The 21301-nt window shown below is 40.5% G+C and carries 23 protein-coding genes and 1 riboswitch; of the genes, 4 read left to right on the top strand and 19 right to left on the bottom strand.

The features are described 5' to 3' along the window. Nucleotides 1-82: 82 nt before the first annotated feature. The 6 genes from PL9214_RS25560 to PL9214_RS25535 form a co-directional block, all read right to left on the bottom strand. Nucleotides 83-1906 carry an ABC-ATPase domain-containing protein gene (locus PL9214_RS25560; protein ID WP_072722100.1) on the bottom strand — a complete coding sequence of 608 codons (1824 nt, stop codon included), beginning with the start codon at nucleotides 1904-1906 and terminating at the stop codon, nucleotides 83-85. Nucleotides 1907-1927: 21 nt separating this feature from the next. Further along, on the bottom strand, nucleotides 1928-3013 hold the full coding sequence (locus tag PL9214_RS25555) for a M20/M25/M40 family metallo-hydrolase (RefSeq protein WP_072722098.1): 1086 nt from the start codon (nucleotides 3011-3013) through the stop codon (nucleotides 1928-1930). Next, nucleotides 3010-3555, bottom strand: coding sequence for a hypothetical protein (locus PL9214_RS25550; protein WP_072722096.1), 546 nt, complete (start codon nucleotides 3553-3555; stop codon nucleotides 3010-3012). The genes PL9214_RS25555 and PL9214_RS25550 overlap by 4 nt, the downstream gene beginning before the upstream one ends. A 20-nt stretch (nucleotides 3556-3575) precedes the next feature. Next, entirely contained in the window at nucleotides 3576-4430 is an 855-nt protein-coding gene (gene purU, locus PL9214_RS25545) for a formyltetrahydrofolate deformylase (protein WP_072722094.1), read from the bottom strand. 260 nt (nucleotides 4431-4690) lie between these two features. Next, a complete protein-coding gene (dacB, locus tag PL9214_RS25540; protein ID WP_072722092.1) occupies nucleotides 4691-6121 on the bottom strand; it encodes a D-alanyl-D-alanine carboxypeptidase/D-alanyl-D-alanine endopeptidase in 1431 nt (476 codons plus the stop codon). A 7-nt stretch (nucleotides 6122-6128) separates the two neighbouring features. Next, nucleotides 6129-7310: a lipid-A-disaccharide synthase-related protein gene (locus PL9214_RS25535; RefSeq protein WP_072722090.1), complete on the bottom strand. Its 1182-nt coding sequence runs from the start codon at nucleotides 7308-7310 to the stop codon at nucleotides 6129-6131. A gap of 260 nt (nucleotides 7311-7570) precedes the next feature. Between PL9214_RS25535 and PL9214_RS25530 the strand changes: the two genes are divergently transcribed. Next, on the top strand, nucleotides 7571-8353 hold the full coding sequence (locus tag PL9214_RS25530; RefSeq protein ID WP_072722343.1) for a 2-phosphosulfolactate phosphatase family protein: 783 nt from the start codon (nucleotides 7571-7573) through the stop codon (nucleotides 8351-8353). 39 nt (nucleotides 8354-8392) lie between these two features. Continuing rightward, complete coding sequence (locus PL9214_RS25525) at nucleotides 8393-9553, top strand: RusA family crossover junction endodeoxyribonuclease (RefSeq protein ID WP_245824368.1); 1161 nt, start codon at nucleotides 8393-8395, stop codon at nucleotides 9551-9553. Nucleotides 9554-9581: 28 nt separating this feature from the next. On the opposite strand, the gene PL9214_RS25520 is transcribed toward PL9214_RS25525, so the two are convergent. Both PL9214_RS25520 and trxA read right to left on the bottom strand, forming a co-directional pair. Beyond that, nucleotides 9582-10070 carry a hypothetical protein gene (locus tag PL9214_RS25520; protein WP_072722088.1) on the bottom strand — a complete coding sequence of 163 codons (489 nt, stop codon included), beginning with the start codon at nucleotides 10068-10070 and terminating at the stop codon, nucleotides 9582-9584. Between the two features lie 3 nt (nucleotides 10071-10073). Continuing rightward, complete coding sequence (gene trxA, locus PL9214_RS25515) at nucleotides 10074-10391, bottom strand: thioredoxin (protein WP_072722086.1); 318 nt, start codon at nucleotides 10389-10391, stop codon at nucleotides 10074-10076. A 126-nt stretch (nucleotides 10392-10517) separates the two neighbouring features. Here trxA and fabG point away from each other — a divergent pair, with 126 nt between their 5' ends. Then, nucleotides 10518-11285, top strand: a complete 768-nt coding sequence (gene fabG / locus PL9214_RS25510) for a 3-oxoacyl-[acyl-carrier-protein] reductase (protein ID WP_072722084.1) — start codon at nucleotides 10518-10520, stop codon at nucleotides 11283-11285. A 54-nt stretch (nucleotides 11286-11339) separates the two neighbouring features. On the opposite strand, the gene map is transcribed toward fabG, so the two are convergent. Then, nucleotides 11340-12104: a type I methionyl aminopeptidase gene (gene map / locus PL9214_RS25505; RefSeq protein ID WP_072722082.1), complete on the bottom strand. Its 765-nt coding sequence runs from the start codon at nucleotides 12102-12104 to the stop codon at nucleotides 11340-11342. Between the two features lie 77 nt (nucleotides 12105-12181). Here map and PL9214_RS31590 point away from each other — a divergent pair, with 77 nt between their 5' ends. Then, on the top strand, nucleotides 12182-12352 hold the full coding sequence (locus PL9214_RS31590; RefSeq protein ID WP_186440456.1) for a hypothetical protein: 171 nt from the start codon (nucleotides 12182-12184) through the stop codon (nucleotides 12350-12352). On the opposite strand, the gene PL9214_RS25500 is transcribed toward PL9214_RS31590, so the two are convergent. From PL9214_RS25500 to PL9214_RS25455, 10 genes are all read right to left on the bottom strand, one after another. Next, a complete protein-coding gene (locus tag PL9214_RS25500; protein ID WP_083580188.1) occupies nucleotides 12343-12795 on the bottom strand; it encodes an Hsp20/alpha crystallin family protein in 453 nt (150 codons plus the stop codon). The genes PL9214_RS31590 and PL9214_RS25500 overlap by 10 nt on opposite strands. 214 nt (nucleotides 12796-13009) lie before the next feature. Then, complete coding sequence (gene proC, locus PL9214_RS25495) at nucleotides 13010-13816, bottom strand: pyrroline-5-carboxylate reductase (RefSeq protein WP_072722078.1); 807 nt, start codon at nucleotides 13814-13816, stop codon at nucleotides 13010-13012. A gap of 278 nt (nucleotides 13817-14094) precedes the next feature. Beyond that, the gene (locus PL9214_RS25490) at nucleotides 14095-14709 is read right to left on the bottom strand and encodes a cell division protein SepF (protein ID WP_072722076.1); all 615 of its coding nucleotides are present in this window, start codon (nucleotides 14707-14709) and stop codon (nucleotides 14095-14097) included. A gap of 117 nt (nucleotides 14710-14826) precedes the next feature. Further along, a complete protein-coding gene (locus tag PL9214_RS25485) occupies nucleotides 14827-15498 on the bottom strand; it encodes a YggS family pyridoxal phosphate-dependent enzyme (protein ID WP_072722074.1) in 672 nt (223 codons plus the stop codon). Between the two features lie 73 nt (nucleotides 15499-15571). Further along, nucleotides 15572-15841: a transcriptional coactivator PipX gene (gene pipX, locus PL9214_RS25480; protein WP_072722072.1), complete on the bottom strand. Its 270-nt coding sequence runs from the start codon at nucleotides 15839-15841 to the stop codon at nucleotides 15572-15574. Nucleotides 15842-15961: 120 nt separating this feature from the next. Next, a complete protein-coding gene (locus PL9214_RS25475; RefSeq protein ID WP_072722069.1) occupies nucleotides 15962-16906 on the bottom strand; it encodes an energy-coupling factor transporter transmembrane component T family protein in 945 nt (314 codons plus the stop codon). A gap of 47 nt (nucleotides 16907-16953) precedes the next feature. Further along, on the bottom strand, nucleotides 16954-17214 hold the full coding sequence (locus PL9214_RS25470; protein ID WP_072722067.1) for a four helix bundle protein: 261 nt from the start codon (nucleotides 17212-17214) through the stop codon (nucleotides 16954-16956). Beyond that, the gene (locus tag PL9214_RS25465) at nucleotides 17199-18200 is read right to left on the bottom strand and encodes a sirohydrochlorin chelatase (protein ID WP_072722065.1); all 1002 of its coding nucleotides are present in this window, start codon (nucleotides 18198-18200) and stop codon (nucleotides 17199-17201) included. The genes PL9214_RS25470 and PL9214_RS25465 overlap by 16 nt, the downstream gene beginning before the upstream one ends. A gap of 47 nt (nucleotides 18201-18247) precedes the next feature. Then, a riboswitch (adenosylcobalamin-variant (AdoCbl-variant) riboswitch) is annotated at nucleotides 18248-18344 on the bottom strand. 172 nt (nucleotides 18345-18516) lie between these two features. Continuing rightward, nucleotides 18517-18729: a ssl0294 family protein gene (locus PL9214_RS25460; RefSeq protein ID WP_072722063.1), complete on the bottom strand. Its 213-nt coding sequence runs from the start codon at nucleotides 18727-18729 to the stop codon at nucleotides 18517-18519. Nucleotides 18730-18806: 77 nt separating this feature from the next. Next, complete coding sequence (locus tag PL9214_RS25455; RefSeq protein ID WP_437126726.1) at nucleotides 18807-21272, bottom strand: transglycosylase domain-containing protein; 2466 nt, start codon at nucleotides 21270-21272, stop codon at nucleotides 18807-18809. Nucleotides 21273-21301 lie beyond the last annotated feature (29 nt).

Raw genomic sequence — 21301 nt, 5'->3', positions numbered from 1 at the left:
GGGACTTTATTAAATTAATGCACTCAACGGAGACACTAAAATATTGTTCCTGCTGTTCCCTGTTCCCTGTTCCCTCCTAAAATTACAATTGCTTCACTTCTAAGGTTCTAATGCGATTAATCGCCGCTGCTAATTCAAACCGTCTAAAGATTGCTAAATCTCCTTGGGGAAAGGGAGTGATCACATCTAACCCTTTCGCTACAATATCCTGCATAACAGCATCTAAAATTTGAGGTAATGTTTTCTCCCCATTAATATAGTTTTGTTTGGCATAAACCATCGCGGCGGCGATCGCTCTTAATTGGTCTTTAGAAACAATTTGTTCTACCGCAGAAACATCAATATCTTCACTTCCAAATAATACCTCATCCACATCTCGAACTTTAATCCGCACATCCCAACGTCCACGACTGGGATCTAAGCTTTCAGAAATGGGAATTCGAGGGCGAATAACCCCAAAAGCTTCACCCCCTTCTAAGGTGCGACCTGTGCTATATTCACGGGCGATTTCTTTAGCTTTTGCTGTTAATTCTAGTGCCTGAAAATTCTCCATTGCAATCACAGTATCCGCCACATCAAAATAATCTCCACTTCCTCCCATGACTAAAATAGTAGAAACTTGATGATCCGTATAAAGTTGTCGAACTTTATCAATAAAAGGCGTAATCGGTTCCGAATCTTTGGCAATTAATTCTTGCATTCGGCGATCGCGGATCATAAAGTTTGTAGCCGCCGTATCTTCATCCACTAATAACACCGCAGGAATAGAGGAAGATTCCGGTTTTTCAGCTAAAACTAAAGCCTCTAATGCCTCCATAATATTAGCAGCTTGGGAGGTACTTCCACTAGCATTTTCAGTAGAAAATTCGGTGGTAGAACGACCTTGAGGCAGTTGATTAATAAAAGGAGAAATATCAACACCTGACACACTCCGACCATCCTCCGCCCGAATTTTGACCGCCGATGGATTAGTAATTACAAATTCTCGACCATCCCCTGGAATATGATTATAAACTCCTAATTCAATCGCATTTAATAAGGTTGATTTTCCATGATAACCGCCCCCTACAATTAAACTAATTCCCTTGGGAATTCCCATACCTTGAATTGTACCTTGGTTAGGACAATTAAACTCTACTTCTAAGGATTCTGGAGATTGAAATGCAATCACATTTTCTTGTAAAGGATGGCTATCAATGCCACTTTTTCGGGGTAAAATTGCACCATTTGCAACAAAAGCAACTAATTCTTTTTCGGCTAATTGTTCTCGCAACCAATCTGCATCTTCAGCCGTTTCAACATGACGTTTAATCGCTTCCCCATCCAAGTTTTGATATCGTAAAGCTCGATCTACAATTGCCGGAATATCATCACAAATCATCATCGCTGCTTGACGGCCTAAAATATTCCGTCCCCGTGCCGGAAGTCCGACAAAAAAGCGCATTTCAATGCCTTTTTCTGAAGTTGAAAGTGTTGGACGAGCGCGTTGTAATGCGGGATTTCCCCCTATAATCGGTTTAAGAGAAGGGGGGGTAATGGTAATCAATGAAGCCGATGTGCGTTCGAGGATTTCCTGACCCATTTTTGTCACCGCAATCATGCCACTTTTGCCTGTTCCTCGATGACTACTAATCTCCCGTGCTGTGTGGTCAAATTCACGAATGAGATAATCCCGGAGGGCTATTTCACGGCTGCGGGTGCGATATAATTCCGAGGGAAATCCGGCAACGTTTGGGGAAATATGAACCCGAAATTTACTCGGTGCAGCAAAGGGATCACCTTGAACATAATCAATAATTAAGGTAAAATCGGGGAATTCATAAGTCCCTAAAATATCTTTATAAGCTTTGTAACCTCGGTTATCGAGATCTAATAAGAGCCGTTGTAGGTTTTCTTTAGTATTCATCGTTATTTTATAGGTTGATGATTAAGACGGGGAAACCGGAAAAGGAGTTTGACTGTTCAGAAGTTCAACAATGACATTATAAATGATCTGGGCTGATCCTTCAAAAAATTCAGGATCTAAATGAGAGAGAGTATCACTGGGTTGATGATAATGAGGCGATCGCAAATTTGCCGTATCTGTTAGTAAAACGGCTGGTATTTCTTGATACCAAAAAGGCGCATGGTCACTGCGTAAAACATCAGGTGTCAATAGACCTTTTAAGGGAATGGGAAGGGTTACTAAGGGTGGAATTTTTGGGGAGGAAGAATTGGAGAGTTTTAGGGATTGATCGACAGCTTGAAAGACTTTTAATAAGGGTAAATTTTGAACTTCTCCGACTACGGTTAAAAATTCTCCCCGGTCTGGAAATTCAATTCCGGCTGCTTCTAAAAGGGGAGTTACCGTTAATCCAGGGGGATAGGTTTGACACCCCGAAGTGTGGCAAGCATAACCCACCATATCTAATATAATAGCAGCTTGTAAATTTGTTAGATTTTCTGGTTTTCCTGTAAAGGCAAAACTGCCTAAAAGTCCAACTTCTTCTTGATCAAAAAAGACAATCGTTAAGGTTTTAGGAGTGGATTTTTCAGCCAATAAACGGGCAATTTCTAAAACAACAGCAACTCCACTGGCATTATCATCTGCACCGGGAGAATTCGGAACCGTATCATAATGAGCAGCTAATACAATTTCCCCTGCTTTTGGATCAGTTCCTAAACGTTGAGCAACAATATTAACCCCCTGTTTAAAGGATTGTAAATGGGGAGAAAACTTCAATAATTCTAATTGCTGGGTTAAATAATTTCTCACCCGTTCTCGGTCAGAGTCTTGATATCGTTCTCCCACTAAGACTTGAATATGTTCCCATAATTTAGTAGGATTAATTTGATTGAATTGAGGAGAAATTGAAGAACTTGAAAGAGATTCAAGGTTTGGGGTTTTAGGACTCTCTAGGGGAATCAGTTTAGAAGGAATTTGCTGCTCTGCTAATCCTTGTACCAACCCCAGGAACACCCCAATCAGTATCACCCCACCAAGAAAAAAATGAATCCACTGTTTTACCTTCATTCGCGATTAAAATCAATCGGTTTACCCATTAGCTTAAATTGTTTCTCTTCCGATTGAATATAAGGAATATGAGTCATTTCTAGCTCTAATAATTGAGGGTGTTTAGGAAGCCATTCTTCAGGAAGGGGTTGAAAATTTTCAGCCGTTTTATAGAAGGATAAAATTTCGGCTTCTAAAGAATTTGATAATTGATTAATGCGTTCATACTGTTGTTTCAGTTTAATCCAATTTTGTTGAGCTTGAAATCGATAGATTTGTGCTTGTTTAACCGCTAGTTTAGCACGAATTTGTCTTAATTTAATACGAGTGGCTTGAATTTCTTGATCGAGTTGTTGTAAATCCAATGACCAGCGATTAGCTTCTTCTTGAGTTTGTTGTTGTAGGAGTGCTAGAGATTCTGGAGAAGAATCTGAGGTAAATAAGACGGTAACATGAAAGTTAGAACGCTTATTTCGCAAACTTTCATATTGAAATTTAATTGCATTAATTTCTGCTTTAATGCTGTTCCATTCTGTTTGTAACTCTTGTAAAGTTTGGCTCATGGGATCATCCTTTTGAGAATTTAAGCAAAAACAACCGTTCGATTTCCATAGACTAACACGCGATTTTGTAAGTGTAAACGAACGGCCCTCGCTAAAACCAATCGTTCTAAATCCTTACCTTTTCTAATTAAATCTTCTACGGTGTCTCGATGGCTGACCCGCACAACATCCTGTTCAATAATTGGCCCCTCGTCTAAATCCGCCGTAACATAATGGGCGGTTGCACCAATAATTTTAACCCCCCGTTCATGGGCTCGTTGATAGGGATTTGCACCCGCAAAAGCCGGGAGAAAAGAATGGTGAATATTGATAATTTTAGAATAATTATCGACAATTTGAGGACTTAAAATCTGCATATATTTAGCAAGAACAACTAAATCAATTTTATATTTTTTTAAGAGTTCTAACTGTTGAGCTTCTTGCTCTAATTTATTTTCTGCTGTAATGGGTAAATGGTAAAAATCAATCCCAAATTGATCGGCAAGGGGTTTTAATTTTAAATGATTACTCATTATTAAGGGAATTTCTGCTATCAGTTCTTGAGCTTGCCATCGCCAGAGTAAATCTAATAAACAATGATCTTGTTTTGTGACCCAAATGGATAACCGAGGAATGGTATCGGAAAAATGCAATTGCCAATGAGCATTTAAGGGTTTAGCAATGGCACTAAAGGCAGGCGCAATAACATCACGGGGTAAATTAAATCCGTCTAATTGCCATTCAATTCGAGTTAAAAAAATGTTAGCCGTAAAATCCGTATGTTGATCGGCATGAATAATATTTCCTCCATTGGAGTAAATAAAATTCGCAATTTTAGCAACTAACCCTTTTTGATCGGGACAAGAGACTAATAAAGTGGCTGTGGGTACGTTCATTCTCAAGTCGGATTAAAATAGTATCAAAATTATATAGCAATCCTATTTGAGTTGTATCCAAAATTTGGGTCTAAAAGGGAATAGGGAATAGGGAATAGGGAACAGAGATAATACTTCTGGCTGTTTCATATCAGTTGTAAATGATTACAACCTGTCTCGAAGGCGCGGATTACTATATCTAAAACTTGTTGTTATTCTTCAGCCTATTCCTGATATTGTTATGTGTTAGCTACTCTTTTGCAATGGAGCAAAAACAAAGGTTAAGGGCAGGATTTTAAGCGCGTTAATAATAATACAATTTCATCAATAGCTTTTCTGAGTTCAGTTGTAGGTAAGTGAGTTTGATTAATCATAATACTAAAAACTAAAGGTTGATAATCGGGGGGAGAAATATATCCGGCTAAGGATGAAACTCCGGTTAAAGTTCCCGTTTTTGCTTGGACAATTCCGACAGCCGAACTATCTTGAAATCGTCCTTTTAATGTGCCACTGATTCCCGCAACGGGGAGGGAATTCTGATATAATTCTGTAACGGGAGAACCTGCCATTAGTCTTAAAGTTTGAACTAAAGCCAAAGGAGTAACTAAATTATTCTGAGAGAGTCCTGAACCATCAACTAAGTAATAACCCTGGGGATTAACGCCTAATCGAGTTAACATTAATTGAATTTCTTTTAATCCTGATTCTACACTATCAGACCGGGAATTCTGTACCCCTAAAGTTCTTAAGAGAGATTCAGCAAAAACATTATTACTTTCTGAATTTAGGGTTTTAATTAATTCAGATAAAGGGGGAGATTCCACAAAGGCTAATTCTTCTGGAGGATAGGAAAAATTAGCAGCTATTGAGGTTTGCAAAACTTGAATTCCTGAATTCAGTAAAACCTGCTTAAAGACTTGAATAAAATTCTCCGTCGGTTCAACAACGGCGGCATAAACGGGTTCAGGTTCTGCACCAACTCTTAATTGTCCTGAAACTCGAATAATAGGTTTACTTAAATCTCGTCCAATATCCACAAATTCGGGTTCATTTTTGTTAACCGTTTTGGTTTGATTCTCTACTGTCCATCCCGTTGCTTGTTCTGGACGTACCCAAGTTACTTTTAACGGTTGTCCGACCCCTTGGGGAGAGAGGATTAAATCTAAGGAATTTTGATTTAAAATTAAACTATTAATTGGTGCGCCATAACCGGATTGTATATCTTCCCATTGCCAACTAGAATGTATAGGTGAACCTGTAAAATAACCATCTACAGCAATTAATTGATTAATTTGACTGATGCCTTTATTTTTTAACTGTTGTGCTAAATCTTTAAGTTGAGTTTCGGTTAAACTAGGATCACCTCTTCCGACAATATAAATATTTCCTTGATTATCGCCATAAACCGAGGTTCTAATTCTAAAATTTGCGCTTAATTTTTGGAAAGCCGCAGCCGTTGTTAAGAGTTTAACGGTGGAAGCAGGAATAAAATAATATTGACTATCTCGATTATAAAGGGTTCTACCTTGGGTTAAGGTTTCGATTAAAATTCCCCAGCGAGAGTGTTGAAATTGGGGACGATTTATAAGGGTATTAATGGCGGGTTCCAGTTCTGTTGGGCAGATTTTTTGAGAAGAAGATTCAGTTTGACTCAAAACAGGTTGAGATAGACTCAAAAAACAGATTAAGCCACCGAATAAAAATTTTTTCATGATCTTTTTAAAATTTAGAGGTTTCTAGTATAAATTGAGCCATTTTTAAACTTCCTCCTGGTTTTCCCATGCGTTCTTCCCCATTTGTTAAACAAGATTTTAAATAGTCGGAATTTTGTAAGGTTTGTATTACTGTTTCCGCAGCTTTATCTAAAATAGTATCATCCGCAGGTTTCGTTCCAATTAATTGAATCGATGATCCTAATAATCTCAACTGCGCTTCAGCAAATCGATAGGTAAAAGCAGGGCCATTACCAGGAATTGTAATCACAGGTTTTCCCTGTCCCACGGCTTGTTCGTTAGCAGTTCCAGCCATTCCTAGAACTAAATCAGCCGCATTTAAAATGTCAGCAAATCTATCACAATAACACATCACGTTTAAACCCGTTTTACTAATTAATGTTCCGCTTTCATGTTGCCAACCCAAAGATATTGCTAGTTCATCTAATTCTACCATTAAACGGTGAACAGCCGCGACTCTAAATTGAATTTTTTGCAAACTCTTATTATCAATCAATTCAACTAATTTTAACAGTAATTTCAAATTATGTTTAGCTTCCGGGAGGCGAGAACCGGGAAGAATAGCAATCATCCGAGATGCAGAATCTAGGTTTAAATTAACCTTGGTGAGGGTAAGATTATCCATCATCGGAGTTCCCACAAATTGAGCTTTTTTAATCTCTTGTTTTTGTAAATCCTTGGCGGTAAACTGATCCCGTGTAAAGACAGCTAAACAACGCTTATGATTCAGCAAATAAGGAAGAATTAACCCTAAATTGAGTTTTCCTTCATAATAACTAGAATAGGCAGACAGAAAAATAATATAAGGTTTTTGGGTTAAATAAGCGATCGCAGCCACAACAATATCTCCTGTCACCATTAAAATATCATAATGTTTAACTTCTTTCTTAATAATTTGTAATTGTTTACATAATAATCCGATTAAACCCGATGTAATATCTTTGAGAAAAACAAAAGGATTCATATATAAAAACCCTCCCGATGGTAACGTTCGAGTGGGGGTGAGAATTGGAACCCCTAAGCGACGGTAAACCTGACCCTCTCCAACAATAGGAACAGCCGCAATTTTTACGGTAGAATCTAAAGATAATAACTGTTTAATAATCTCTCCATTACAAGTATCTTCTCCGTGACCATTACTTAAGAATAAAATAGTTTTATTTTTCATATTTTTGTGCAAAAATTACCTAAAAACAGACATTCATTTAAAATATCATTAATTTTATATAGCAATCCCAAATAGGTTGTAATAATTTATAACTGATATGAAACAGCCAGAAGTATTATCTCTGTTCCCTGTTCCCAGTTAAGCTGTTCCCTTTTGAACCGAGATTTTGGATACAACTCAAATAGGATTGCTATATTCAATTTTTGAGCCAATTCTATGTAAAATAAAAATTGGCAATTTTATCCAACACAGTCCCAACCGTGAAATTTTTTGTCTATCATACTCCTGAACTAGCCCCTGCGAATGTTCTTCCCGACTGTGCAATTGTCGTGGATGTGTTACGCGCGACAACCACCATCGCCACTGCCTTAAATGCGGGAGCCGAGGCGGTACAAGTGTTCAGCGATATTGATGCCTTAATGCAAACGAGCGAAAAATGGCCCGCCGACAAACGCATTCGTGTCGGTGAACGGGGGGGTGCAACGGTAGATGGGTTTGATTTAGGCAATTCTCCCTTAAGTTGTACCCCAGAAGTGGTCAAGGGCAAACGATTATTTATGACCACGACCAATGGAACCCGAAGTTTAGAACGAGTTCAAGCCGCTGCTGTCGTGTTAACTGCCGCTTTTATTAATCGACGGGCCATTGTAGAATATCTGATGACAAAAACCCCAGAAACCGTTTGGGTCTTAGGTTCGGGTTGGGAAGGCAGCTATTCCCTCGAAGACACCGCCTGCGCGGGAGCAATTGCCCAAAATTTAGTCAATGAAATGGGTTATCCTTTAGATGATTTTGCGGGCAATGATGAAGTGTTTGGGGCAATTGCATTATATTCTCAATGGCAAAATAAACTGTTTGAATTGTTAAATCATGCCAGCCATGGTCAACGGTTATTGCGTTTAGGGTGTTATGATGACTTGAAATATTGCGCCCAAACCGATATTTTAGATATATTACCCATGCAAAAAGAACCGGGAGTTTTAATGAAATCGGACATCAAAAAACAAAGCTTACAGTTTTGGATGGAAGAACCCAACACCTAACCCCAATTTCGGAATTAATCAATACTAAATATACCGTCGGTGAATCAACCTTCTAACCCCCATGCCAACACTGTAACTCTCCCCTTTTTCTCGTGGATGGGGGCAAATTATCACCGACTTCCTGTTGAAATTCAAAACTTTTATTTAATGTTGTCAACCTATTTGCAAATTCTCAGTGATTCTCAAGTTCTCCCCACCTTAGATGATTTTGCAGAACGCATTAATCAGGAACACCAAAAATGTTTAGACACTCCACAAACCTCCTTGATTCATGCGCGCAATGCTGGAGAATGGTTGCTGCACGTTCAAGCTCAATTATCCCCTGAACATTGGCAAGTTTGGTTTAACGAACATTTTACGTTTTCTCCCCAAACCGCCGCCATGTATATGCAAATTGCTAAAAAAATGCCAGGGGTGAATCCCGGTGTTTTTTCCTCAGCTATCGATTCTAATCCGAACCCTTCAAAAACCCTGGTTTTTCCGGTTAAGCCAATTTTACCCGATTCTCAACCTCAAAATTTAACAAATGAGGTTAAAACTCTTTCTCCTAAATCCCCTCAAATAGAACCTCAAAACCTTGTTCCCAAACCTACTGTAGAGACGCGCCATGATACGTCTTTATCCGGTTTTGAGATGATTTTAACAGGCGAATCTCCTACCCTGAAAAATTCTCCAATTCCAGAAAAACCCGAAGTCTTAGAATCTCCTGTCACTCGAATTACTATTAATCCGAAAGAATCGATTATTGATGTTGAAGTTACTCCGATTAACCCTCCTGAACCTGCGCCAATTGAACCTCAAAAACCGGCTAAAAAAACCGCAGAACTAATTAAATTAATGATTCCTGGGGTTGTTGTTCCCAAAGCACGTCCTAGAGTAACTAGCAATGGAACTTATTTACCTCCCCGTTATCGCGCTTGGCGAAATCGTGCAGAAGTAGAAATTTATCGGCAAATTTCAGAACAAAATATTACCCATAAATTTCCTTTACGCAAAGCCGCCATTGTGATTCGATTATTAGGAAATCATCGGACAAATTCAGATATTGATAATTTAGCAGGTGCGTGTTTAGATGCGTTAACGTTAAATGGTGCTGGGGTTTTAATTGATGATCGTTTAAGTTGTTTACCGCAATTAAGCGTTGAATTTGATCCCGATTCCAAACAAACAGGTGTTTATATTGAAATTGAACCGTTGTAAGTTAAGGATTTCCGATTATCCAGGGAAATTAAATCCTAGAAAATATCCGAATTGTACCGAGGATTACGAATAAAATCTCGACTAAATTAACCTGAGAAGCATAATGTTTTCTATCCCAATAAGAAAAGGGACTCATAAATCGATAATCACTAAACGGGAAAAAATGGCGGTGAGCATCGTCGTGATGGACGGGTAAATCAAATAAGGAATGTAAGACTAAACTTAAACAGAATATTTGTAAGATTTGCCATTGATAAAATGTAGCAATCGCTAATCCAATAACCGCTAAAGGAATTGAATGAGAAATCGCAACAATTGTTTGTATGGCTGGGGAATAATACCCCTCTGACCAGATTTTATATTCGGGCATTTTAGTGATAAATTTTGCCCATCCATAGAATAAAAAAATGGGAATATCCGGTAATATTCCCCCTAAAATAATCCATAAATTCGCTTCGGGATCAGTGGCTTTTCCCAAAATCGCTAAATTTAAAATAGCGTGACTGGGTGTATACATAAATTACAGCAAACCATACACCCATTGAACTAACTCAGGTGCGCGTAAAACCCCTTCATGGCGACCCACGGGTTGACCATTTTTAAATAATATTAAAGTAGGTAACGCCATAATATGATATTGAGACGCGAGTTCCGAGTATTTATCACTATCAATTTTAACAATTTGGATTTGTTGACTCATTTCTTGATTGACTTCTTCTAAAATAGGAGTCATCATTTGGCAAGGGCCACACCAGGTTGCATAAAAATCCACTAACACCGGAACATCGGAATGGGCGAGTAATTCTTGAAAGCTATTAAAGGTTTGTTTCACGGCCATAGCTCATCACCAGACAGTTTTGCTCCTTAATTATAACGATTCTTCCCAAATCAGGTTTCTCTTAACGGGACAACTCAAATCTGAGATGATGAGTTTTGATGGAATAACAGTTGGAGAAACAATTGAATGGAACTTTTACCTGAAAATCTACAACACTTAAAAGGACAAGTGGCGATCATCACGGGGGGCTCACGGGGTATTGGTCGCGCGACAGCCTTAGCGTTAGCCACAGAAGGTGCTAAAGTTGTGATCAATTATGCGAGTTCTTCGACCCCCGCAGATGAAGGGGTTGCTGAAATTACAGAAGCGGGGGGGGAAGCGATCGCACTCCAGGCAGATGTGTCCAAAGTAGATCAAGTGGATACCTTATTTAACAAAGTCACCGAAACCTGGGGAAGAGTTGATATTTTAGTGAACAATGCCGGGATTACCCGTGATACTTTACTGTTAAGAATGAAGCCGGAAGACTGGCAAGCAGTGATTGATTTGAACTTAACCGGGGTATTTCTGTGTACTCGTGTAGCGAGTAAAATCATGCTCAAACAAAAGTCGGGACGAATTATTAATATTACTTCTGTTGCGGGACAAATGGGCAACCCCGGCCAAGCCAATTATAGTGCAGCCAAAGCGGGGGTGATTGGGTTTACAAAAACAGTAGCTAAAGAATTAGCCAGTCGCGGGGTAACGGTAAATGCGGTTGCGCCTGGATTTATTGCTACAGATATGACCAAAGAGTTGAAAAATACGGAAGAAATTCTCAAATTTATTCCCTTGGGTCGTTACGGTGAACCCCAAGAAGTGGCGGGAATGATTCGCTTTTTAGCCGCAGACCCAGCAGCAGCTTATATTACAGGTCAAGTATTTAATGTTGATGGCGGAATGGTGATGGCTTAGATCAAATTGGGGTTCGAGTCCCCGTAGAGACGCGCCATGGCGCGTCTCTACTATTTATTCGGCTAGAGTTAGAATATCTACGCCTGTTTCTGTCACCGCAACGGTATGTTCAAATTGAGCCGAGAGTTTGCGATCGCGGGTAATTGCTGTCCAACCATCATCTAAAACTTTAGCTTCCCAGGTTCCTTCATTAATCATCGGTTCAATGGTAAAAACCATCCCTGGACGCAGACGTTTTCCCTTTCCCCGTTCTCCATAATGGGGAATTTGAGGCGCCGTATGAAAGACTGTATTCACCCCATGACCCACAAAATCTCGCACCACCGAAAACCCGTGGGCTTCCGCATATTCTTGAATCGCCGCCCCAATATCACCAATGCGTCCATTGGGTTTAACCGCTTCAATACCCCGTCTTAAACATTCTTCCGTAACTTCAACTAATTTTTGAGCCACGGGAGAGGGTGTTCCAACAAAAAAGGTGCGAGAGACATCACCATAATAACCATCCAGAATCGGGGTGACATCCACATTGATGATATCTCCATCTTGAAGAATCTGTTTCGCGTTTGGGATACCATGACAGATGACTTCATTAACACTGGTACAGATTGATTTTGGGAATCCGTGATACCCTAGGGGAGCACTGCGAGCACCATGTTCCTGTGTCCAGCGTTCCGCTTCATCGTTGAGTTCCAGGGTACTTACCCCCGGTTTAATCATCGGTTCAAGATGATTTAACAGTTGTGCCGCCAGACGTCCTGCTTGACGCATTTTTTCAATTTCTCGGCGGGATAAAAGAACAATTGTGTCACTTCCCATTTGTTTGTTAAAAATCTGAATGTATCTCGCAAGTTGTCAGCCTTTATCTTAAAGTATCATAATTAGTTAACTAAATTGTGGCTATTGTTGAGGTTTTTAAAGCTGCAATTGTTAGGCAAGCCCAGCCACAAATCAAAGCTAGACCGCCGATAGGAGTGATCATCCCCAGCCATCCAATAGATTTTATAGCGAAAATCTCTAAGATCAAAAAAAAGGTGGGCATTGCCCACCCTTACGATTATGATTGAGTTTCAGAGTTTAAATTCACTTTAACAACGCGATGAATTACTTCCGGTGCTTTCGGTAACGTAACGGTTAGAATTCCGTCAGTGTATTCAGCTTTAACTTCCGTTTGCACAATGGCTTCATTAAGGGAAACTACTCGACGAAATTGACCGACAGGAAACTCAGAATGAGTGATTTTGTGACCTTCAGAAACTTCTGTTTCAAGAGTTTTACCCGAAATAGCAACCCCACTTTTTGCGACTTCAATATCTAATTCATTTTTATCTAAATTGGGGATAATAGCCCGAACAATAAACTGTTCTGGCGTTTCTTCCAGTTGTACCGCCGGAGTCCAGTCTGTAGCAACTTGAGTTTGGCTTAATTCATCTAAGACTTGATCAACTTGACGTTGAATGTTTTCAATTTCTGCAAAACCGGGAAAAGAAAAACGAGTTAACAGCATCATTAGTGTTCTCCTTTGAGATTGTTTAGGTTTTTGTTTAGGAATTGCTTTGCTTTACATCTCTAATAATGGATTATTTCTTCAAAACCTAAAATGGAAAAAACCGTACTCTTAAGTCGTACTTCCCTAACAGTGATCAGTTATCAGTGATCAGTTATCAGTGGGGAGTAGGGAACTGGGGATGGGGAAGCACTGATAAGAGTACCTCAACCGTCAATTAACGTCCTAACTCTTTTGACCGTTGAGTGGCAGCTTTGACCGCTTCTATTAAAGCTGAACGAAATCCCGCTTTTTCCAGTTGGGAAACTCCGGCGATGGTAGTTCCTCCTGGACTGGTAACACGATCTTTGAGTTCGGCTGGATGTAAGTTAGATTGTGACAGGAGTTGGGCGGTTCCTAATACCGTTGATAACGCTAATTTAGAGGCTATAGGGCGAGGAAGTCCAGCCGCAACTCCTCCATCGGCTAAGGCTTCAATTAAAATCGCCACATAAGCGGGGCCAGAACCCGATAATCCGGTGACGGCATCTATTAAAGCCTCCGGCACGTCTACCACGTCTCCAACGGCCTGAAAAATGCGTCTGGTGAGATCTAAATGGGGGGGGTACACCAATTTTCCAGAGGCGATCGCACTCACACCCGCCCCGACGGTCGCTGGAGTATTGGGCATAATTCTAATCACCGGATGTTTCGGAAAAGCCGTTTCTAATTTATTAAGAGGAACTCCTGCTAAAATAGACAAAACAACCGTATCCAGTCCTAACGTCACACCTCCCCCTAATTCCGTGGCGATCGCTTCAAAAATTTGGGGTTTAATCGCTAATAAAAGAGCTTCCGTTGCCTGAGTAGTTTCCTGATTATTAGCGGTTACAACAACACCATACTGTTGTGCCAAACTATTGCGACGCTCTTGTTGAGGATCACTAATAATAATTTCAGATGGTTGATAAATATGAGAAGAAATTAAGCGGGAGATGAGAGCTTCTCCCATCACCCCGCCACCAATTACACCTAATTTAAACATAAATTAAACTTGTAATATTAAATCCTGAAATTAATGCTACAGAAGAGGGAACAGGGAAAAGTTATCAGTTATCAGTTATCAATTATCAGTGAAATTATCAGTGGTTAGATTTACTTGGAGCCTACGGTCTGAACTTGACTAGCCACGTTTTTACAGAAGTTAAACCTCTCCCCCCCATCCCCTTGTCCCCTTGTCCCCTTGTCCCCCCATCTCCTTGTCCCCTTGTCCCCTTGTCCCCCCATCCCCTTGTCCCCTCTTCCCGTGCTGCCCTGCTTAATTTACTGAATAGCCTGAGCGCGTTCCGGTTGCCAAACGGGGGCTGATGGAGCCGCCATGCGGGGGTTACGCGCTTGAGGAATTCCTTCGTGGACGACGTTACCGCCTTGAGTTCTGACTTGAACGCAACTGGGGGTAAACAGGAAGATGCTTTCGCCAATGCGTTCTTGATGACCATCGAGGGCGAAGGTGCCCCCAGCCACAAAGTCAACGGCTCTTTGGGCTTGATCTGGATCCATTAAGGTTAAGTTTAAAACCACAGATTTGCGTTCTTTGAGAGCGCGAATGGCGGTCGGCATTTCTTCAAAGGTGCGGGGTTCCATCACCACCACTTCAGAAATACCATTCAGAGCACCGGGCATTCCAATAACATTATTCATGGTTGATCCCATTCCAACTTCAGACATTACACCACTACCCATAGATCCAACAGATCGTTGTGAACGACGAGATGCACGAGGTTCCTCTGCCACCATCGGTTGAGGGACAGGTTGTTCCTGTGGGGGGGGATAGTTACCCGGGTAGCGATCCCCTTCCATTTCATCGTATTCGTAATCGTATTCTACAGAGTCATTGAACCCTACAAAATCTTTTAGTCTAGTAAAAAGTCTGTTCACGGTCTAGTCTCCAGTACGACTTTAGAATTTTAACTCAACTCCCACGAGGGGTAAATTGAGGGTGTTGGCTATATCGATTTTTTGTAAGACTTGCCTATTTTACAGTAAGTTTTTGGTTTAATTCCTCCTCTGCCCAAAAATGATTCGTCCTAGTCGGATCATCGTAGCACCTTTTTGAATGGCTAGAGAATAGTCTTCTGACATTCCCATTGATAATTGTTGCATCTCAATATTAGTCCAATTCTGGTGTTGAATTGTTTCTGCTAACTCACGGGTGCGCTCAAAAACACCCAGGGTTTCTGACTCGCTTAATCCTAAACAGGGAATGGTCATTAACCCTTTAATTTTAAGATGTTGGCATTGGTTTAATTGAGGTAATTCTGCTAAGAGTTCGGGGATAGTCCAGCCAAACTTATTCGGATCGGGTAAAATCTTCACCTGAAGGCAGACTTGAGGCTGATACCCCAACTCTCCCGCTAACCGATCTAAACGCAAAGCTAACTTTAAACTATCGATAGATTGAATCCATTGAAACAGTTGTAATGCTTTTGTGGCTTTATTCGTTTGTAAATGACCAATTAAATGCCAAGTAATATCCTGAAGATCTTGTAATTGAGGATATTTTTCAGCCGCTTCCTGGACTCGATTTTCAGCAAAATCTCGAATTCCGGCTTGATAGGCTATCCGCATGGCTTCAACGGAAACCGTTTTTGTGACCGCAATTAATCGCACAGACTCAGGAATAGAAGCTCGAATTTTAATAATTTGTTCTGTGATCAAATCAATCATAATCGTTTTTTTATCAATTTACGGTTATCTGTCAACGGTTAACCGTCAATCATTAACAGACACCGATCAGAAATTATTGAAACGTATTGTGATGGACATCTTGGAGTTTTTTATATTCCTCGGCTTGTCCGGTTCGGCGCAGCATTCTTAAGCGAATTTCGACGAGAAGTTTCGCATCAGAACGGCTAATGGGTTCAAATTTTAATCCCGTTGGCCCCTGTGTCACTAAGAAAAATAGGCGCTGGGCGTAAAGGGTTGTGAACAATTCTTGATGATCCTCAACCGGGCATATTTTGAACAATAACCCGAAGTTGGGATGGTTCATGTAAGTTTCAGTGGTCATTAAGTCTAAAAAATAACCAATAAAGTTAATTGAGGAACAGCTTAACAGGAATTTGAATAATCCAAGCTATCAATTATACAAGCCTATGGTCAATTTAGTTTGACTGATCCACTTCAGGGTTTAAAGTTCCCCGCCCCAAATTAAACGCACACCCCAAAACAAGGTTAAGCCAACCAGAGCGATACTATCCCGACGTTTAAAGCGCAGTTGATGCCATTCCACCCGATGCTGGTTCGGACTGGTGAACCCTCGCACTTGCATGGCACTGGAAATTTGTTCTGCGCGTAATAATAAGTTTTGTAGAAGTCGTTCTGCAATGGTTAACCAAACCTGAATGGTTCGTTTTAGCCCTAGTTTTTTCCAATTAATAGCACGAGTTCGCACGGAACGGATTAAATTTTGAATTTCTTCTAAAACTAAAGGAAAAAATCGTAACGATAGGGTTAGGGTTAAGGCAATTTCTGTAACGGGTAACTTTAACCCTCGTAACGGCTCCATTAAACTTTCTAAAGCCATTGCAATTTCTTCAGAAGCAGTGGTCAGCAAATACAAATTTGTACTATAAACGAGGGTAAATAATAAGGTACTGGTTCTGATTCCTAAGTCTACAGAATAACGGGTAATTTCTAACGGCCATTGATCAAATAACACATACCGATAGGACGTTGGTTGAGGTAAAGTTAGGCTTGAGTTAGAGGCTTGATTCGTTTGTTGTTGCTCTGGTTTATTTGCCAATAAATCAAAGGTTAATTCCTGTTCAGGAAGTCGAGGTTGATGGTCTACGGCTAAACCATCGGGCATAATACAACTGACCACAAAAAGTAACCCACAAAACATCAGTAACCACCCCATTTGTCGCTTCCACACTCGTAACGGAATTCGAGCCAATAAGGTGATTAAAATTAACAACCCGACTAATACTAATCTCCATACAGGGTGTGCTAAAAGCGGAGCTACTAAAAAGCTCATCAACCACACTAACTTAACCCTGGCATCTAAACGATGTAACCAAGTAATCGGTTGTTCTAAATATAGTCCAATGGGAAGCGATCGCAGTAAGTCCATAGAAGAGCAGGGCAGGGAAAGTAGGGGGATCAGGGGGAAAAGGTAGGTTAGTGTTTAAGTAACCAAGGAGAGGGGCTGTTAATCATATTAACAACACCTCCTAAGACTTGATTATAACTTTCATAAAGTTCTTGATCGGTTTCAGTATTGATGTAATTACATCTAATAGCAAATTCAATCCAAGTTTGGGTTTCTGATGCTTCAGATTCACCATCATTAAGCTGGGCAATAAAATCGACTTCATCGCGATGCTTTTGTCCTGATCCAGCAAAATTAGCACAAACAGAAACAATTAAGGTGTATTCCAAATGCGTTGATGATAATCTTCTAATTTGGCATAGGGATCAACTGAGGGATGTTCATGATCATGATGGTGGTGATGATGATGATCATGACCACCATCATGATCATGATGATTTCCTGAAATTGCAGCTAACCGGAATTTGCACATTTCACAGTTCATTTGAACTTCTCCGAGTTGGGTTTCTATTTCCCGTTCTCGTAAGAGGTGTAAAAGTTCCTGTTGAATGCCCATTTCCGGTAAACAAGTCATCTGAATTTCGGGATATTGTTCCTGTTGTTGGGCTGTTATATCAAAGATTTTTTTAACTAAAACCCCAGTAAATAAGAAGTAAGGTAAGACAATAATTCGTTTGGGTTGATAGAGTCGAGCGCGACGAAATCCTTCTTCTAAACGGGGATGAGTAATACCAATAAAACAAGTTTCAACGGTTGAATAACCGCTTCCTTCCCAAAGAATTCGAGCCAGTTTATAAACATCTCCATTAGCATCAGGATCGCTTGCACCCCGTCCGACAAATAATAATACGGTTTCGGAATTGGAAATGTTTAAAGGGTTTAATTCGGGCTGTTCTAATTGGTGTAAACGCGATCGCAATAATTCTAAAATATTGGGACTAATGCCAAAATGTCGGCCATAATGAAAGGTTAATTGCGGATGTCGTTGTTTGGCTCGATCTAACTCATTGGTAATATCAAATTTATTATGTCGCGCTGCAAATAATAATAAGGGTAAGGCGGATAATTCCGTATAACCTTGTTCAATACAGCGATCAATTCCTTCTTGAATAGTAGGTTCTGTTAATTCTAAAAAACAAGGAACCACCGGACGCGAATGATCTAATTGTTGATAGGCTTGAGCAAATTCTAAAAAGGTTTCTCGTCCATCTGTATCACGGGTTCCATGACCAATGAGTAATAACGGACGCTGTAGAGGTAAGGACGGAAATGTTGAGTTTGAGGGTTGAATGGAAAGTTCTGTGTTATAAGTCATGTTAAGTTTAAATCTCCTTCCCCGTGTGAGGCAGGTATAGAGCAAAGTGATCGGTAGGCATTCTGGCTTGTTAGAAATAACCTAACTTACAGTTGCCGCACAGCCTCGGACTTTCACCGATGTTTCCCTACCCGATTACAGTGAATGATTAAGTATTTATTCCATTTTACCCCAGAAAGCAAAAAGATGCGATGAAGGTTGATGGTTTGTTAGTGGAGGTGAAGAATGTGCTTCGCACGCTAATGTTTCTAGCTATTAACCCTTGCCAGAACACTCATTGCATCTTGATAACTGATAACTGATAACTGATAACTGATTAATCAATCGTGATGGATTGAGGGCCGCCGGAATTTCCGTTATTATTTTTAGAGTCAGAGGGGCTAGATACAGAGGTTCCTCCCTGTTTCTCTAGCCAAGTTTTAACGGGATCATCATTCAGGTTTAATTTCAATAAACCTGAGAAAAACCCACCAAAAAATGCAATGGGTTCACGGGTTAATTCTTGTAAAATTGGTTTGAGTTCATCCATAATCGAACAGTCTCCTTAAAGCCTGCGATCGCAATAAATCCATCTGGATTTTAGCGCGTTTAACAAAATTTAGCCGTTTAGTAATTATTGGAACCTTCTGAATATCCCCCATCCGAGGAATAGCCATCGGAGGAAGAACCCTCAGAGGAAGAACCCTCAGAGGAATAGCCCTCGGAAGAATATCCCTCAGAATTTCCCCCAGAAGAGGAGTTATCATAATATCCATCAGAAGAATAACCGTTGCTATCACTATAGGAACCCGTATCTGAATAACCGTTATTGTAAGTTTCAGCCGTGTTAGTATAGGTGCCATCCCCACTCGAACCTTGTACTGGATCACCGTCTTCAATAGCAACTTTAGTTCCCGTTTCTATGCTATTAGGTTCATGGGGTTTCGCTTTAATACTGCCTTTTCGTCCTTCTAATTCAGGCAATTCTGGGAACTTTTCAACAGGCATTCCTTCAACAACTTTTCCCATAAATTCCCCCCAACTATAAGCCGCGCTACTACTAGCTCCCCAGGTTGGATCATTATTATCATTTCCTAACCAAATTCCGGTTACAGCTTGAGGAATATACCCAATAAACCATAAATCTCTCGCTTCTTCAGAGGTTCCAGTTTTACCAGCCACTTCTCGGTCGGGTAACGCCGCTGCGCCTCCAGTACCGCCATTAACAACTCCTTCTAACATCCAAGTTGTAATTGCAGCACTATTTTTATCTAAAACTTGTTTGGGTTTAAATTTAGCTTGATAAATGATATTTCCCTGTTGATCTAAAACTCGCCGAACCCCATGAGCCGGAATATAATTGCCTTCATCAGCTAAAGTTCCATAAGCATTGGTTAATTCTAATAAATTAACTTCATAAGCACCTAAAGCCATGGCATAAGTTGGTTTTAAAGGAGATTTAATTCCCATATCTTTTGCTAATTTTATGGCAGGTTCAAACCCCACATCCACTAATACTTTAACAGCAATTACATTAATAGAACGACTCAAGGCATCAGACATCGACATCCAGCCATAATGTTTATTGCCATAATTTCGAGGACGATAACCATCGACTTTATAAGGTTCATCCAAATAACTATCATAAGGGGAAAAACCCGCCCCAATCGCTGCGGCATAAACTAATCCTTTAAAGGTTGATCCCGGTTGTCGTTGTGCTTGGGTAACCCGATTAAATTCACTTTCTTTATATTGATATCCCCCGACCATTGCCTTAACTTCTCCGGTTTTGGGTTCAATAGAAACTAACGCAGCTTGACCAAAATTAGCTCCAGCACCATCAAGTTCTACCGCATCTTTAACGGTTTTTTCTGCGGCTTCTTGCCATTTTAAATCTAAACTGGTTTCAACCGTTAATCCCCCTGCTGCCATCGCATCTTTGGATATATATTGGGGGAGTTCTTTGAGAACATAACTCGAAAAATAAGGAGCTTTCACTAATAACCGTTTAGGTTGACTAGGTTTAAGATTAAGCGGTTCTTGCATCGCGGCTTGTGCTTCGGCGGCCGTGATCACCTTAGCATCCTGCATTCGTTGGAGAACAATATTGCGTCGTTTCGTCGCCGCCTCTGGATTTTCTAAGGGAGAATATTGACTCGGTGCGGGGGGTAAACCCGCTAACATTGCCATTTCCGACAACGTTAATTCATTCACGGATTTACTAAAATAAACATAAGCTGCGTCCGCTACTCCGTAAGCCCCTGAACCCAAATACACTAAATTTAGATAGCGTTCTAGGATATCTTCCTTACTCATTTGATCTTCAATTTTCCAAGACACCATGGCCTCTTTGAGTTTACGGATGAGGCTATGTTCTTGATTCAAATACACAATTCTGGCTAACTGTTGGGTGATGGTACTTCCGCCTTCAACCACTCCCCCCGCTAAGACATTAGACCCAATGGCGCGAACAATTCCTTGATAGTCCACTCCATCATGGTCATAAAAACGAACATCTTCCGTAGAAATAAAAGCTTGTACCAGTTTTTCGGGAATTTGTTTGAGTCGCAGTTTTTCCCGTGTTGCTGGCCCGGTTTGCATTAAAATATCACCATTCGCGGCTTTAATGGTAATAGTGCCATCCCGACTAAAGGATGCCATCGTATTTACTGAAACTTGGGGTAAGCTTTGATCAATTTGATACCATTGCCAAGCTCCATAACCCAACGCACCACCGCCGACACTAATTACGCCAACTCCAATCCAGACACTCGGACGACGATACCACAGTTTCCCTTCAGCATTGGGGGATGTCAGCTTCTGTCGCAGTTTCACCCATTCTGAATTTAACCGCTTCAAGGTGCGATGATGCCAAGCGACCTCCGGGGAATTAGACTCAGAAACCAATTCAGGGGTAGTTTCATCAATTTCAGGTTCTGTTGTCATCGGGGATGACATTACAACCGGTTGGGTTGAAACGTTACTGGGGTTAGTCTCCCATTCGGTTTCGGATGGAGTTGAGTCCGTCTTAGGTCGGGATGGTAATTGAGATTCTTCCATTGGTTCGGACAAATCGGTGGTTTTGGTCATCATTCGACAGTGAATTTTAACAGTGCAGAAGG

This window comes from Planktothrix tepida PCC 9214, from assembly GCF_900009145.1.
Classification (GTDB): Bacteria; Cyanobacteriota; Cyanobacteriia; order Cyanobacteriales; family Microcoleaceae; genus Planktothrix; species Planktothrix tepida.
The sequence above is the reverse complement of the archived record's forward strand: the minus strand, read 5'-3'. Positions and strand labels throughout refer to the sequence as shown.